General features: G+C 38.3%; 16 protein-coding genes. 14 read left to right on the top strand and 2 right to left on the bottom strand.

Annotated elements, in window-relative coordinates; genetic code table 11:
- Positions 1-20 precede the first annotated feature (20 nt).
- From ACFSBH_RS05210 to ACFSBH_RS05230, 5 genes are all read left to right on the top strand, one after another.
- Positions 21-320 carry a DUF2089 family protein gene (locus ACFSBH_RS05210; RefSeq protein WP_251511870.1) on the top strand — a complete coding sequence of 100 codons (300 nt, stop codon included), beginning with the start codon at positions 21-23 and terminating at the stop codon, positions 318-320.
- The gene (locus tag ACFSBH_RS05215) at positions 320-610 is read left to right on the top strand and encodes a hypothetical protein (RefSeq protein ID WP_251511871.1); all 291 of its coding nucleotides are present in this window, start codon (positions 320-322) and stop codon (positions 608-610) included. The genes ACFSBH_RS05210 and ACFSBH_RS05215 overlap by 1 nt, the downstream gene beginning before the upstream one ends.
- A 255-nt stretch (positions 611-865) precedes the next feature.
- Positions 866-1,924 carry an LLM class flavin-dependent oxidoreductase gene (locus ACFSBH_RS05220; RefSeq protein ID WP_379596393.1) on the top strand — a complete coding sequence of 353 codons (1,059 nt, stop codon included), beginning with the start codon at positions 866-868 and terminating at the stop codon, positions 1,922-1,924.
- Positions 1,925-2,007: 83 nt separating this feature from the next.
- On the top strand, positions 2,008-2,502 hold the full coding sequence (locus tag ACFSBH_RS05225) for an NUDIX hydrolase (RefSeq protein ID WP_251511873.1): 495 nt from the start codon (positions 2,008-2,010) through the stop codon (positions 2,500-2,502).
- A gap of 104 nt (positions 2,503-2,606) precedes the next feature.
- The gene (locus ACFSBH_RS05230) at positions 2,607-3,530 is read left to right on the top strand and encodes a DUF2382 domain-containing protein (RefSeq protein ID WP_251511874.1); all 924 of its coding nucleotides are present in this window, start codon (positions 2,607-2,609) and stop codon (positions 3,528-3,530) included.
- Positions 3,531-3,583: 53 nt separating this feature from the next.
- Here ACFSBH_RS05230 and ACFSBH_RS05235 read toward each other — a convergent pair whose 3' ends face one another.
- Complete coding sequence (locus ACFSBH_RS05235; RefSeq protein ID WP_251511875.1) at positions 3,584-5,173, bottom strand: ABC transporter permease; 1,590 nt, start codon at positions 5,171-5,173, stop codon at positions 3,584-3,586.
- Positions 5,166-6,080, bottom strand: a complete 915-nt coding sequence (locus ACFSBH_RS05240) for an ABC transporter ATP-binding protein (RefSeq protein ID WP_251511876.1) — start codon at positions 6,078-6,080, stop codon at positions 5,166-5,168. Before ACFSBH_RS05240 ends, ACFSBH_RS05235 begins: the two co-directional genes overlap by 8 nt.
- Before the next feature lie 152 nt (positions 6,081-6,232).
- Between ACFSBH_RS05240 and ACFSBH_RS05245 the strand changes: the two genes are divergently transcribed.
- The 9 genes from ACFSBH_RS05245 to ACFSBH_RS05285 all read left to right on the top strand — a co-directional run bounded on the left by ACFSBH_RS05245 (position 6,233) and on the right by ACFSBH_RS05285 (position 15,412).
- Positions 6,233-6,817: a TetR/AcrR family transcriptional regulator gene (locus tag ACFSBH_RS05245; RefSeq protein WP_251511877.1), complete on the top strand. Its 585-nt coding sequence runs from the start codon at positions 6,233-6,235 to the stop codon at positions 6,815-6,817.
- Between the two features lie 172 nt (positions 6,818-6,989).
- A complete protein-coding gene (locus ACFSBH_RS05250) occupies positions 6,990-7,745 on the top strand; it encodes a GTP cyclohydrolase II (protein ID WP_251511878.1) in 756 nt (251 codons plus the stop codon).
- Positions 7,738-8,847: a bifunctional diaminohydroxyphosphoribosylaminopyrimidine deaminase/5-amino-6-(5-phosphoribosylamino)uracil reductase RibD gene (gene ribD, locus ACFSBH_RS05255; RefSeq protein WP_251511879.1), complete on the top strand. Its 1,110-nt coding sequence runs from the start codon at positions 7,738-7,740 to the stop codon at positions 8,845-8,847. The genes ACFSBH_RS05250 and ribD overlap by 8 nt, the downstream gene beginning before the upstream one ends.
- Positions 8,844-9,422, top strand: a complete 579-nt coding sequence (locus tag ACFSBH_RS05260) for a 5' nucleotidase, NT5C type (RefSeq protein WP_251511880.1) — start codon at positions 8,844-8,846, stop codon at positions 9,420-9,422. The genes ribD and ACFSBH_RS05260 overlap by 4 nt, the downstream gene beginning before the upstream one ends.
- Positions 9,423-9,595: 173 nt before the next feature.
- Positions 9,596-10,900, top strand: coding sequence for a globin-coupled sensor protein (locus tag ACFSBH_RS05265; RefSeq protein ID WP_251511881.1), 1,305 nt, complete (start codon positions 9,596-9,598; stop codon positions 10,898-10,900).
- Between the two features lie 198 nt (positions 10,901-11,098).
- Positions 11,099-11,368, top strand: coding sequence for a DUF485 domain-containing protein (locus ACFSBH_RS05270; protein WP_251512027.1), 270 nt, complete (start codon positions 11,099-11,101; stop codon positions 11,366-11,368).
- Positions 11,369-11,370: 2 nt separating this feature from the next.
- Positions 11,371-12,912 (top strand): solute symporter family protein, encoded by a 1,542-nt coding sequence (locus tag ACFSBH_RS05275; RefSeq protein ID WP_379596398.1) that lies wholly within the window; start codon positions 11,371-11,373, stop codon positions 12,910-12,912.
- Positions 12,909-14,672, top strand: a complete 1,764-nt coding sequence (locus tag ACFSBH_RS05280; RefSeq protein WP_379596400.1) for a LytS/YhcK type 5TM receptor domain-containing protein — start codon at positions 12,909-12,911, stop codon at positions 14,670-14,672. The genes ACFSBH_RS05275 and ACFSBH_RS05280 overlap by 4 nt, the downstream gene beginning before the upstream one ends.
- Positions 14,669-15,412, top strand: a complete 744-nt coding sequence (locus ACFSBH_RS05285) for a LytR/AlgR family response regulator transcription factor (RefSeq protein ID WP_379596402.1) — start codon at positions 14,669-14,671, stop codon at positions 15,410-15,412. The genes ACFSBH_RS05280 and ACFSBH_RS05285 overlap by 4 nt, the downstream gene beginning before the upstream one ends.
- The last annotated feature ends 93 nt before the right edge of the window (positions 15,413-15,505 follow it).

A 15,505-nucleotide genomic window follows, 5' to 3' on the forward strand; every position in this document is an offset into this window, starting at 1 on the left:
AATAATGAGGGGTGAAGAAAATGGATGCTAATAATGTGCCTGCCTGGATATTATCTTTGGAAGAAGAAGACGTAGAGTTCGTGAAAAACTTTGTGCTTAATTCAGGTTCTCTGAAAGAAATCGCAAAAATTTATGAGGTCTCTTATCCAACCGTGAGGATAAGATTAGATCGACTCATTGAAAAGATAAAATTAAATGATGCAGCAGATAATGAAGAATTTATCAAGTTCATCAAACAGCTTTCCATTGACGATCGTATAAATCTTGAGGAAGCTAAATTGATAATTGAAAAATACAAGAAAGAAAGGAGTGGAAAGTAATGTTTGGCTTTGGTATATACGATGCACTCATCATTGCTGGGTTCTTGGGATTACAATTCTTTTTATCAGCTAGAAATAGTGCGTATTGGGGGGCTATCATTCCCGTTCTTTTCATTTCTTGGTTAACTTGGTTGCTAGTATCTGGTGAAATTAAAAGCATCCTAGCATATTTATTAATTTTATCCATAGGCTTTATTGTTCTTCTCCTCGAATGGTCGGAAGGTCGGAAAGCTCTTCGTAATAGAAGAGAAAAGGAATTGGCGAAGATGAGGTCATATGACATGAATTAATTCCTTCTAATATTTTACTTCATAAAAGGTTTGGAGATATTAACTCCAAACCTTTTTTTAGTGTGTTCTATTCACCGGCAATATATTTTGAAGAATTCCGTTCAAGCAGAATGGATGAAAAGTTTTAATGATAATTTTCTTCAATACTGAATATACATAAACACGGATGCTGAAGATAAAATGTACTTGACATAGTTGAGTTATGATAATAAACTAAGTTACATAAAGTAACAAGATAACGAAGGGAAAGAAAATATGACTAATTTTGAAGTTGGTATATACACTTTAGCTGATATGGGGCCTGATCCTTTAACAGGGAAAGCAATTTCAGCAAAACAACGAATGGATGAGATTGTTCAGGCCGCACAACTTGCTGATGAGGCAGGTCTTGATATTTTTGGCGTCGGTGAGCATCACCGATTGGATTATGTTGTTTCTTCTCCTGCAGTCGTATTAGCAGCGATAGCTCAAGTGACGAAACAAATCAAATTAACGAGCACCACAAGTGTGTTAAGTACACTTGATCCAGTCCGCTTATTCGAAGATTTTGCTTCATTGGATATCTTGTCAGGAGGGCGTGCTGAAATTCTTGCTGGTAGAGGTGCGTTTATCGAATCTTTCCCATTATTCGGTTATGATCTCAATGATTATAACGAACTTTTTGAAGAGCATATGAATCTACTTTTAAAAGCAAATAAAAATGAAGTGGTTTCGTGGAATGGTAAGTTCCGTCCATCCTTCCAGGAGGGTCAAATCGCTCCTCGTCCATTACAAGAACAGCTACCTATTTGGATTGGCGTTGGCGGGACACCTGATAGTGCTGCTAGGGCCGGAAGATTAGGAGTAGGTATGGCTCTAGCAATACTTGGAGGAGACCCGATGCGCTTTAAACCACTCGTTGATATCTATCACGAAGCGGGTGAGCAGGCAGGACATCATCCTGATATATTAAAAGTTGCAGTAACAGGACATACGTATGTTGGGGAAACGACAGAAAAAGCAAAAGAAGAATTTTACCCATACTATTCGAATTACTGGAATTATATAAGTAAACAACGCGGTTCCTATATGAGGATGAGTCGAGAAGATTTTGAAGCCGCAGCAGCTCCTTCAACTGCTTTATTTGTAGGAAGCTCAGACCAAGTGGTGGAGAAGATTCTCAAACAACATGAGCTATTTGGTCATACTCGATTTATTGCACAAGTGGACATCGGCGGACTGCCGTTTGATAAAGTCGCAAAGAATATTGAAAGAATAGCGACTGAAGTGATGCCTAAATTAAAAAAATATATTGGAGCTGAAAAAGCACGCTAATTTCTCCCCAGAAATTAGTGTGTTTTTTATTAACATTGTGATTGAATGGATGTAAGCGATAAATGTACTGGGGGAGTATGTGTATGGAGATGGATATTTTTATTGACTTTAAAAATTATTCGCGAGAGTCTTCAGTATTCAAGAGAACTGCAGCCCGGGCAATCATTTCGAAAGAGGAAAAGTATCTACTGCTCACAAGTAAGTTCGGTGATTGTAAATTTCCTGGTGGCGGTGTAGAAGAAGGGGAAACACTGATAGATACATTAATCCGGGAAGTCCGTGAAGAAACAGGATTTCAAATATTGACAGATTCAATCAGGAAGTATGGAGTTACATTGGAAAAAAGAAGAGGAAAACAAGCAGATGTGATGATAATGGATTCTCATTATTACTTTTGTAGGATTGGTCATGATGTGGTAGAAAAAATGCTTGATCCATATGAAGAGGAGTACGACTATCAGAACGAATGGATGCCACTGGAGGAAGCGTTAGTAAGGAATAAACAAAAAGTAGATTTGGACGCTTGTCCATGGATTGTTCGAGATATCGAAGTAATGGAGAGATTATTACAAAAGTAGAAAATAATTATCATTCCGTTTAGAAATTTCTTATCTGGGAATATAACCTACACGCACCACACTGAGTATATCTCAGTTAGATCAATCTAACAGGAGGTTATATCATGGCTAAGAAAGTTATCGGTATTTATGATACAGAAGCAGAAGTGATGGACGTCGTAAGTAAATTGGAGAATGCGGGATATGCACCTGAAGATATTACTTTGATTGCGAAAAATAGTGAACAGTCTTCCTGGTTATGGAACGAGACGAATTATGATACAACAACGACAGATGATTTATCATCTTATGGTAAAGAGGATTCTTTTTGGGAAAAAGTCAAAGACTTCTTTAAGGGTGACCTCACAGAAGATAATTACAATGAAGCCGGTGGATTTGTAGACCGTTTCACCGGTTATGGTCTGTCTGATACAGAAGCGGAAAAGTATAATGATGAAGTGCAACTCGGCAGGATTATTGTTCTTGCTCCAGATGATTATAATGAAACATTGAACACTACTGGTGTAACAAGTGACTTCAACTCAGATGTGGAGCGAAACACGGAGCGTAAGATGAAACTGCGTGAAGAAGAACTCGATATTGACAAACGGGAAGTATCCGCTGGAGAAGTGGAAGTTAAAAAAGAAGTGCACGAAGATATTCAGCAAGTTGATGTTCCAGTAACTCGGGAAGAGATTTACGTGGAAAGAAAACCTGTTAATGAAGAGGATCCATTTGATGCTGATCATCGAATGGAAGATGAAACAATTCGTGTTCCTCTTAAAGAAGAGGAAATTGAAGTTAGGAAACGGCCAATTGTAAGGGAAGAAGTAGAAATTGGTAAAAAGCGGGTGCAAGATACTGAAGAAGTTTTCGACTCAGTGAAACGTGAAGAACTAGATGTTGATATGGAAAATAGAAGGGACAAGTCCCAGCAATCCAGAGAGTTGGATACAGTTTTTATGGAAGATGAAGATCAACTTGAAAAACGCAACCGTCAATCTCAAAGAAATTGGCTCTTAGATGATGATGAAGATAATCGTCTGTAAATGATATTTAAAAAAGGGAGCAGCTGTATATTTTGCAGCTGCCCCTTTTTTAATTATCCGGTAATATCTCTTCTACTATAGCTAGTGAAGCCAAGTACAATTAGTATTATAGCTGTTATACTTAAGGCGATTACTGTTATCCAATCCATATTTTCCACTGGAATAGCTGGGATGTAACCAAAGGGGGATAAATTTTCAACCCAGTCGGGGAACTGAAGTAATCCGCCAAGGTAATTAATAATGAAAGAAGTTGCGATGTATAACCAAATCAGACTTGTAAATCGGGGTAGTACTCCAATTAAAAGAACTGCTAGACCAAGCATTACGAGTACTGCGGGGAAATATACTAAGGCAGCTCGATATATAATCACAAAGGAAAATCCTTCTTCCATCACCGCCTCTGCTGCCATCCATAATCCAGAGGCAGTTAAAGATAGCATGATGAAGGCATTGATTATTGCTACAAGTAGATAGCTGGCCATTAATTTCGTACGAGATACAGGAGTGGCGAGTACGTGCTCCGTTCGATTTTTCCGCTCTTCGCCAATTAATTTATTCATATTCATAACTGGTGGAATACAAGCTAAAATAGCCATAACAAGCATTAGCATCGGAATGAATTGTTCTGTTAATGTATAGCCTTCTTTTTCAATCAGCATCTTTTCAAGTAATTCATTACCTTGGAAAAAAGATTCTAAATCTCCCATGACGGACCCATAGGACATCCCAAGGACAAACAATCCAATTGCCCAGCTAATAGATGCAGTTCGTGTAATCCGAAGTACAAAACCGATAGGGTTTCCAAGAAACCTGGAAGCATGCTTCCTTCCATTGCGGGTCCCAATTAAAGCCGCACCACCATCACGGACGGCATTCAGATAATTTGCCAATAAAAATAAAACCATAGAAAATCCGAGGAGTAAAAGAATCGGCCACCAATTATTATTGGAATAGACTTCCGTACGAGTTACTAAACCTAATGGTGATAATAACGATAAAGATTCATTAGTAACATCTCCAACCGCGCGAATTAAATAAGCGAGAAGAAGAACGGCGATGGATAATCCTGTTGCACCACGCCCGCTTGCAACGATTTGGTTGAAGATTGCGGCCGTACCAGTGAAAAAAATTCCGGTTGCTCCAAGACTTGCTCCATACAATAATGAACCTTCCAAATCCATACTTTCCAATCCTAAAGCATATAGACCAGTAGCAGTTACGAACGCTAAAATAATGTTGACTATAACTAAAGTAATGAGGACTGCATTCAGATTCGCTAGCCTGCCGACAGGAAGGGCAAGGATTAATTCCGAAAGACCATCTTCTTCCTCAGCTCTTATATGACGGGTAACGATTAGTATACTCATCAATCCGACAACAATGGCTGTGAAAAGTAACATATTATGAGTCGTCATTGCACCAAGTGTATAATTTTCCACATCACCTGGACCGACCATCGCGGTCATCGCAGGATTGGCCATTGTTTCAGCCATCACATCCCGCTCGTCTTGTGTGGGAAACATATCATCCAACGCGACAGGAATCATCCATGTAAAAAAGGTGATTCCGATCAACCAAAGCGGTATCCGGATTTTATTCCTTTTTATCATGAAACGGATCAGCGTATTTGATTTTTCAAGCATTAGGATGCGCCCCCACATCAGTTGATTGTTTATTTTCATAATGTCGCATGAATAAATCTTCTAATGTCGGCGGAGCACTTTCCAACTTTTTGATGCCAAACTGGCTTATATGTCTGATTACGGAATCGATTTTGTCTGCATCAACTTGAAAACTGAGAGTAAGATCGTTCTGATTTAGTTCATAAACCCCAGAAAACGCTTGTAAATCAGTCACCCTCTGCTTCGTCTCTACAAGAAGATGTGTGCGAGTGAGATGCCTTAATTCATTTAGGGTTCCTGATTCAATAATTTTTCCTTGCCGAATAATACCTACCCGATCACAAAGCTTTTCGACCTCAGATAAAATATGGCTGGAAAGCAGTACTGTTTTACCGGCATCTTTTACCTCTTGCACATATTCCTGAAATACCTGTTCCATAAGTGGATCCAGTCCTGAAGTAGGTTCGTCAAAAATAAAAAGTTCAGCATCAGAAGCAAATGCCGCCACTAAGGCCACCTTTTGCCGGTTTCCTTTGGAATAGGTGCCACATTTTTTTGATGGATTAAGAGAAAATCTTTCTAATAATTCTTCTCGCTTCTTTGTCCGTTTTCCACCCCTGAGATCAGTGAATAAATCAATTACTTCACCACCAGTTAAATTTGGCCAGAGATTGACGTCCCCAGGTACATAGGCCAGTCGTTTATGAATCTCCACAGCGTCACGCCAAGCATCTTTACCAAAAATTTCTGCTTTACCTTCTGTCGCTTTCATAATTCCTAATAATATTCGGATCGTTGTCGATTTACCGGCACCGTTTGGACCGATGAAACCGTAAATTTCCCCCTTATTTAGTTCCATGTCCACACCATTTAATGCGGAAAATTTTCCAAAACGTTTACGAAGCTTCTCGACTTTAATTATAGACATGAGCTTCCTCTCCTCTTTGACAATATAGTTTTGAAATATTTTATCTCTTATAGTTCATAATATATAAAAATAAACGTGGATGCAATAGTTTTGAACTAAATTGATTGTTATATTTCAAAAATTTTATTAAACTATGGTTGAGGTGAATAGGGATGAACGGCTTTGAACGAAGAAAAGAATTGAAGAAAAATAATATTTTAGAGGCTGCTTTATCGTTGTTTCTTAAACATGGTTTCCACAAAGTATCTATTGCGGAGATTGCTAAAGAAGCAGACGTATCACAGGTGACGATATACAATTACTTCGAGAGTAAAGATAATTTAATCCAGAAGGTAATCATCTATTATGTAAATAAAATTTGGAATGAGTATGAACAATTATTTAATAGTGATATGCCATTTCCGGAAAAGGTAAAAACAATTATTTTCGAGAAGGCATTGGTGGCAAATCAGATTAATGAAGAATTCTTTGAGCATTTTATGAAGGAATATATAAAGGAAGATAATTATATTATGGAGTTTTATAATGAGGTAGCTTTGCCGCGATTTCTTGAATTATTTGAAGATGGGAAGCAGCAAGGATATGTCGATCAAAGTGTTTCCGATGAAGCTATTTTATTATATATCCAGATGTTTGCTGATTATATGCGACGGGAAGGTATGGAAAAAACAGCTTTGCCGCTGACTGAAGATCTTACTAAGCTTTTCTTCTATGGATTATCTGGGAAAAGTGAGTAGTGGCTTGGCGGTATCCTCTCCATAGAATCTGGGTCAATCAGTTTTCACGTACTTGTCATATGTTATTAGATAGAACTTTTTAATAAAAGTCTTTAATTTCGAGAAAGATAAATTGAAGCAAATTATAAATTTCACTATACTAAAGTATGTACGTGAAAGGAGATAATAAAATATGGCGCCATTAAAAGTTGAATCAAAAGCTTTTTCGCTATTAAAAGATAAAATAAAATTAATCAAGAAAGACGGTAAGGCCATATATTTAGTCGGACCGATCCAGCTTCCGGTCAATTTATATGGGGAAACAGTCGTGTTTCAATGGTATTGCTGGTTGAATTATGACGAGGTTACCGAGGATTATGAAAAAATCATCGACAATCTTGCATCTTCAAACCTTGCAGAATACCAGCAGTCGAGTGTGCTTGTCTATGGTGATTTTGAAAATGCCGATGATGCATTGATTCGTTTCCATTCCATTTGTCACACGGGTGATATTTTTGGGAGCAAGCGTTGTGACTGTGGATTCCAATTAAAAGAATCGATGAAGAAAATCAAGGAACATGGTGTTGGGGCATTATTCTACTTAGCAAACCACGAGGGGCGTGGCATCGGTTTATTTAGTAAAGCGATGGCTTATGTACTTCAGGAAAATGGTTTTGATACGGTTGAAGCGAATGAAAGTCTTGGTTTCGATAATGATTTACGTAACTATGATGATGCAATTGCTGTCCTTAAAACGTTAAGATTAAAACCAGTTACCTTGATTACAAATAATCCAAATAAATTGGAAGCATTAAAGACTTCAGGAATGGTCCTTGCCGGTAGAACCCCACTATGGGGCGATGTTTCGGAATACAACAAAAAGTATCTGGAAACGAAAATTGAAAAATCCGGGCATCTAGAATCGGAAGGAACATGCCCAAATGACTAATCATGAAGTTTATATGGATCTTGCATTAGATAATGCAAGGGCTATGAAAGGACAGACTGATCCTAATCCTCTTGTAGGATCAGTTATTGTGAACGATAACAGGATTGTAGGCGTAGGCACTCATTTAAAAGCAGGAGAGCCCCACGCAGAGATACATGCTTTAAGAATGGCTGGTGAATTGGCAAAGGGTGGGACGATTTATGTAACTCTTGAGCCTTGTTCCCATCATGGCAGAACCGGTCCTTGTGCGGAAGCGATAGTAAAAGCGGGAATTAAAAAAGCAGTCATCGCCACTTTGGATCCCAATCCATTAGTAGCAGGTAACGGTGTAAAAATACTAAAGGATGCTGGCATAGAGGTCATTACTGGAGTAAGGCAAGCTGAAGCGTGGAAAATGAATGAAGTCTTCAATAAATTTATTGTAGAGAAGAAACCATTCATTACGCTGAAAGCTGGAATTACACTTGACGGTAAGGTGGCATCCCATAGTTATAACAGTAAATGGATCACCTCGGAGGAAGCAAGGCATGATGTCCATCATTTACGGAATGAAAATATGGCAATCCTGGTAGGCATTAATACTGCATTGAAAGATAACCCAGCACTCACCACTAGAATACCAAATGGTAGAAATCCAATTCGTGTCGTTTTAGACTCTACATTGAAGCTCCCTCTGGATTATCAACTCGTTACAGACAACGAAGCCGAAACCTGGATATTTACGAGCAGGAGATTCGATGAACAAAAAAAACAACAATTAGAAGAAATCGGTATCAAAGTTTTTGTAACGAAAAGTCAGGAACATGTTGATCCGGTTGAAGTTGTAGAGGTATTGGGAGAGAATGGCGTTTCTTCTTTAATTATTGAAGGTGGGGGCAATGTAAATGCTTCGTTCCTGGAGCATAAGTTGATTGATAAAGTCGTCCTCTATATTGCGCCAAAGCTTATCGGTGGTAAGGATGCACCGACATTTCTTGAAGGCGCAGGAATTGAGCTGATGAAGGATGCAATTGAATTAACTGACACTCAAATGTTGCCTGTCGGAAAAGATTTTAAATTTATAGGTTACCCGAAATATAATGAACCGAGGGATGCTTCATGAAGTTTGGTTTTGATATAGATGACACATTGATAAATTTGCGGGAACATGCTTTTAAAATTTATAAGAAGAAACTGAAGAAAGATCTGTCATCGGATATATTCCATGCCTTAAAACGGGTGGAAATCCATGAACCATTTGGATTGACGGATGAAGAAGGAAAAGCCATGTGGGTAAGCTCATTGGAAGAGATCTATTATACGGATTGTCCAGCGTATCCAGGTGCTGTTGAGACGTTGCTTGAATTGGAAAAGGAAGGTCATGAGATTTATTATATTACAGCAAGACCCAAGGTACATGGAATACGAAGCAGGGAATGGATGAAACAACAAGGTTTCCCGGTAAAAGATGAAAACTTTTTCTATGGTATGCAGGATCATGAAAAGATAAAAATAATCGAGACATTGGATTTGGACTATTATATTGATGACAAACCAGCTGTCTTAAACACACTTACACATACCTCTACCCATTTGATGATTATGGATCAATCATATAATCGAGAATCAGCGATTGAACGGTTAGAAAACTGGTATGATTTTCGATCGTTAATATCGATGAAAGAGAACACACGATGATTTGGATCGTGTGTTTTTTTCTTGATTAGCGAAGTATATTTCCATTTCAACTGAAAAAATGAGTGAAATAGTAATTACATCCTAAATGCCTAGTTTATTTTGATATAATAGAATGAGTTATAATGCTTTAGTTATAGTATAATAGTTTTGTATAGGTGACAGGGGGCCACATGATGTTATTTAGACAGCGTAGAAAAGTAATAGAATCCATTTTTCAAACACATTATCCGGAAGTTAAATTAGAGATTGAGCGAGACATTCCGTTAGACCACCAAATCAAGATGATTGGACTTACACTAGAAGACCTGCAGATTCTTCGTGCGTTACAGCCATATATAAATGATAAAATACATACGATTATTAATCAGTTCTATGATAATTTGGGAAAAGAATCTTCCCTCATTCATATAATAAACAAGCATAGTTCTATTGAACGATTGAAAAAAACGTTAAGACGTCATATCGTTGAAATGTTCTCAGGCGAGATTGATCCCTCTTACGTTGAAAAAAGACGGATTATTGCGCATGTTCATGTGCGAATTGGTTTAGAAGCAAAATGGTATGTAGCTGCTTTCCACGATATTTTATCTTCCTTTATTGATGTAATTGTAGAACAAATATCAGAACGGGAAGATGCACTTAGAGCAATAAGGGCCGTTACTAAAATTATAAATCTGGAAGAGCAGTTAGTATTGGAAGCTTATGAGGACGAAACAAAGCGGATCAAACGTGAAGCGAATGAAACAAAAGACGGTTTCCGGATGAACATTGTGAATACATCAGAGAATTTGGCAGCGATTTCCCAAGAGACGAATGCAGCTGTAGAAAAGTTGATTGACCATTCTGATGAGATTGTTGCATTGGCATCTAGAGGCTCAAAACTGTCTCAAACAGCAAAAGACAAAGCCGAGTCAGGCAAGCAAGAAATGAATCGACTTGCTTCGAAAATGAGCATGATTAACAAGTCGGTTGAAGGTATGAGTGTGGATGCGAAAGAATTAGTGACAATTATGCAACGGATGCAAGAGATAATTGATATTGTATCAGGAGTCGCAGAACAGACTAATTTATTATCTCTGAATGCCAGTATAGAAGCGGCAAGAGCTGGTGAAGCAGGCCGTGGATTTGCAGTTGTTGCTGAGGAAGTGAGAAAGCTCTCCGATCAAACGAAAGATGCAGTTGTAAACGTCGCATCATTAATTAAAACGACAAATGAACAGGTTAAACAATTAACGAATACTTTAGAAGATATTCACCAAGATGTTCAAATCGGCAATGGTTATTCTCAAGAAACAGAAGCGCATTTTGGGGAAATAGTCGAAACTATGAATGATAACGATAATGAAAACAATAAATTGGTAGAAGAAATCGAAGCGTTTGTTGAACGTATCAATGCACTGGGGAAAGCGTTTGAAGAAGTCGCAGCATCTGCAGATGGTTTAAACATGTTAACAAACGAATTAGAAGAAAATAATTAATTGTTGGAGTCCAAATCTTGTTTGGGCTCCTTTTCTATAGGAGGGGATATACGTAATTATGGAAGGGAAATTAATATCAAGCCAATGTTGCGGTAATTTTCCTAAACCAAAACTTAAAACTTTACAATCCCATTCCTATCATATATATTCATAATTAAAGAAATTTACAGATATTTGCTTTACGGGAGGGAGAAGTTGGTGAAGGAAACGTATCAAGAACTTATGCGTAAAAAGAAACGATTTATTATTGTAGCGATTATTTTTGCATTTCTTTTCTATTTCATGCTTCCTATATCCCTCTCCCTTTTCCCCGAAAAAATGAATCAAACCAGTTTTATTCCTGGCGTGTCATGGGCTTGGGTTTATGCATTCCTACAGTTCATAATGATTTGGCTGCTCGGCTTTATTTATCATCAAAAGTCGAAGAAATTAGATGAAGTGATCGAGCAAATGATACAGGAGGAGTAACGGTGAATCTTACATACTTCTTATTTTTTATTTGTATTGTCATATGCACGTTGATTATTACCTATTGGGCAGCTATGCGAAGTGTGACTACGAATATATATTATACGGCAGCAGGCAGTTTAACCGGCTTCCAGAATGGAATGGCTATTGCGGGTGACTTTATTAGCGCTGCTTCATTTTTAGGTATTGTTGGAACAATTGCACTCAGTGGTTATGATGGTTTTTTATATTCTATTGGTTTTTTAGTGTCTTATTTAGTCGTCCTCTTTTTGGTTGCTGAGCCTGTTCATCGACTTGGCAAGTATTCACTGGGAGATGTGATCTGTTCGCGGTTTCCAGGTAACACCATGCGTTTGATCATGGCGATCGGTGCGTTTTCAATTTCAATATTTTATATGATTCCGCAGCTGGTGGCATCTGGATTTTTATTAAGATTATTGCTTGATATCGATTATTCGATATCTGTTTTCGTCATTGGAAGTTTAATGACTATATACGTCATGTTCGGGGGTATGATTGCAACATCTTGGGTGCAAATTGTAAAGACAATCGTATTAATGTCAGGCACATTCTTGCTTTCATTAATTGTGCTCTCAAATTATAACTGGAACGTTGCTGCGATTGTTACGGATGTGAAAGAAAACTCGCCACTTGGAGAATATTTTTTTCATGCGGGGCATTTGTTTGAAAGCCCGCTTGAATTATTGTCACTTCAGTTGGCTTTGGTATTAGGTACTGCAGGTCTTCCTCATATATTAATCCGTTTATTTACAGTGAAGAATACATTTGAGGTGCGGCGTTCTTTATTAAGCGCGACATGGATTATTGGAATATTTTATGTTATGACATTAATACTTGGATTGGGAACGATAGCGTTTATTGGGTATGAGACATTAATTTCAGCGGATCCTACTGGGAATTTAGCGGCACCTTTACTAGCTCGGGCGGTAGGGGGAGATTTTCTATTGGCATTCATTTCCGCAGTAGCTTTTACGACGATTGTGGCAGTAGTTGCAGGATTAGTGATTTCAGCAACGACAGCTTTTTCTTATGATATTTATCATCATATGATTAAACGTGGGAAATCAACGGAAAGGGAGCAACTGCTTGCCGCTCGTTGGACAGCCTTGGTAGTCGGTATACTCTCTACGATTTTTGCTTTAAGACTAGAAACGATGAATGTTACTTTCCTTGTTTCCATGACATTCATCGTTGCAGCTTCAAGCATTTTTCCTATTTTGGTACTTACAATTTATTGGAAACGTTTTAATCGCCTTGGAGTGATATCCGGGATGTTAAGTGGTTTGCTTGCATCGATGCTCCTACTATTAATCGGTCCCCATATTATGCATCCGGAGGGTCTGATTCAACGTGAAGCCATTATCTCTTTATATAATCCGGGAATTATTGCAATTCCAATCGGGTTTATCGGAGCAGTTCTTGGCACGCTATTATCACGAAGACAGTCTGCGTCCGAAATATCTTATGAAGATTTTTATAAACAGGCTCAAACAGGGGTCCAGTCGAGGAGTGATGCATCATGAAAGACTTGACACTCATCTTATTTGAACGGATAGGTCTTCTGCTTGTCATCGCCTTTGTATTGACTCGAACACCTGGATTCAAGAAACTGCTTGATCGCAAATTTAATAAAGGTATGTCGATTGTTCATGCTATCGTATTTGGTGCTTTTGCTATTGCTAGTACGACAACAGGGATTCTGATAGCTGATGGGACCGTACTAAATGTCGACTTTATCGTCTTACCAGTGGAAGATGATCAGTTGATCGTCAGTATGAGTTTGGTGGCGGTTGTAATTGCAGGCTTGTTAGGGGGGCCATTTGTGGGATTCGGTGCGGGTCTGATAGCCGGTATCCATCTTATGTTCCTAGGCGGTGTCGGTTGGTTGGCGAATGGGTTTGTTAATCCGTTGACTGGATTATTGGCGGGATTGACGGCGCGATTTTTCTCTAATGAACGGGTCATCTCTCCTTTAAAGGCTTTATTTATTGGAGTGTTTCCGCCAGTTTTACAGATGCAGTTATTGCTGATTTTTTATACAGATGCATTAGATATTGTAGAGATTGTCGATTGGATCGGCCTTCCGCTTGTGTTATCAAACAGCTTAGCAATCGCCATATTTACAGCAATGGTAGGAATTGTACTGAAGGAGCAGGAAAATGAGGCAGCAATTGCTACAAAGCAAGCATTGACAATAGCAGAAGAAGCGATTCCTTATTTAAAAAAGGATTTCAGTGGTGATATGGCAGAAGGAATTGCGGAATTATTATATGAACGACTGGAGCTGGCCGCAGTCAGTGTTACAAATAATAAGGAAGTACTTGCTTACAAGGGTATAGGCAGGCATCACTTAATTGGTGAACCCATTCGATCTTCGGTTGCTCAGGAAGCCATTCGGACCAAGGTAATGCAAGTTACATATAAGAAGGAAGAAGTGGAATGTAAAGAAAAAAATTGTCCGCTTCAAGCAGCGATTATGATACCAATTACACAAGGAACGGAGCATACAGGTTTAATTATATTTTATTTTCGAAAGCCAGAACATATTTCCCCAGTGGAATTGACGATGGCAGAAGGTTTGGGGAAGTTTATTTCCAACCAATTGACCATGCTGCATGCAGAGAAATTAAAGATGCATATGCGGGATACGGAATTACGTAATTTACAGGCACAAATCAATCCACACTTTCTTTTTAATACGTTGCAGCTAATCGCGACATTATTTCGGGAAAATGCAGAAACGGCTCGCCATCTGACACTAAAACTTGCGAGCTTTATGCGGTTCAACCTTCGGCTTGTCTCCAAGTCACTTGTTGAGCTTGAGAAGGAATGTGAGCATGTAGAAGCGTATACATCGATTATTCAAGCTCGGTTTATGGATAGATTGAGGATAAATATTAATAAACCTGATGATCTTTCCAATATATATATCCCACCTTCAACGATTCAACCACTGGTGGAGAATTGTATTAACCATGGTCTGCATCATAAATCAAAAGGTGGAAAGATTGAAATAGATATATCATTGGAAGAAACAGACGTGTTTATTTTAGTTCGGGATAACGGCGATGGATTTCCAGAGCATGTTTTACAATTTGCAGGTGAACAACCACTATCAGAAGGAAAAAGTGGTGGGATCGGTATCTATAATGTCAATCAACGACTTGTCAGCTTATTAGGGGAATCCTCCAAGCTTTCGATACGTAATCTGCCACAGGGAGGTAGTGAGGTGTATTTCCGGATTCCGAAAAGTCATCACTTGGAAAGGAAGGTGATATTATGATTATTCGAGCGATGATTGCGGAAGATGAAGCAATGGCGAGAAAAGAGCTGATGTATCTGTTGCAAGACGAGGAAGATATATTGTTATCTCCCCATGCAGAATCTGGGGAAGAACTCATCGAACAATATCGACTACATAAGCCAGATGTCATCTTTCTTGATGTTGAAATGCCAGGTATGTCAGGTGTTGAAGCAGCTAAAGCCATTACTGAAATGAAAGAAGAAAGTCCATTGTTTATTTTTACTACGGCTTATGATGAGTATGCGATGGATGCTTTTGATATTGAAGCAATTGACTATTTACTGAAGCCTTATGAGGAAGCAAATTTTAAAAGGGCAATATCCAGAGTACGTAAAGCGATCTCCTCGAAAGGAAGCAAACATGCAGTGAATGAACAGCAGCCGGCAACTGATAAGTTGCTGATTGATGATGGAGAACGGATGGTGGTACTTTCACCAGATTCGATTTATTATGCTGTACCTCATAAAAAGCAATTGGAAATCCATACAGAGGATAAGGTGATACTAAGTAAAATGACATTACAGGATTTAGAAGATAAGTTGAAAAATCATTCGTTTTTTAGGACTCATCGAAGTTATCTAGTCAATCTAAATCATATTTTAGAAATTACTCCATGGTTCAATGGAACGAGTAATGTGACATTGAAAGATAAAGATCAAACGAAAATACCAGTTAGCCGTGCGGCAAGTAAAATATTAATAAAAAAGTTCAAAATATAACCACTAATCTGTATGGTGTAACCATTCAATCCTGAAATCCAACCGTTCACGAAAAAAACGCTACAAACTTCCTTTGAATTATTATACTGCCAG

The sequence above is a fragment of the Oceanobacillus luteolus genome, from assembly GCF_042678205.1.
In the GTDB taxonomy this organism is placed as follows: domain Bacteria; phylum Bacillota; class Bacilli; order Bacillales; family Amphibacillaceae; genus Oceanobacillus; species Oceanobacillus luteolus.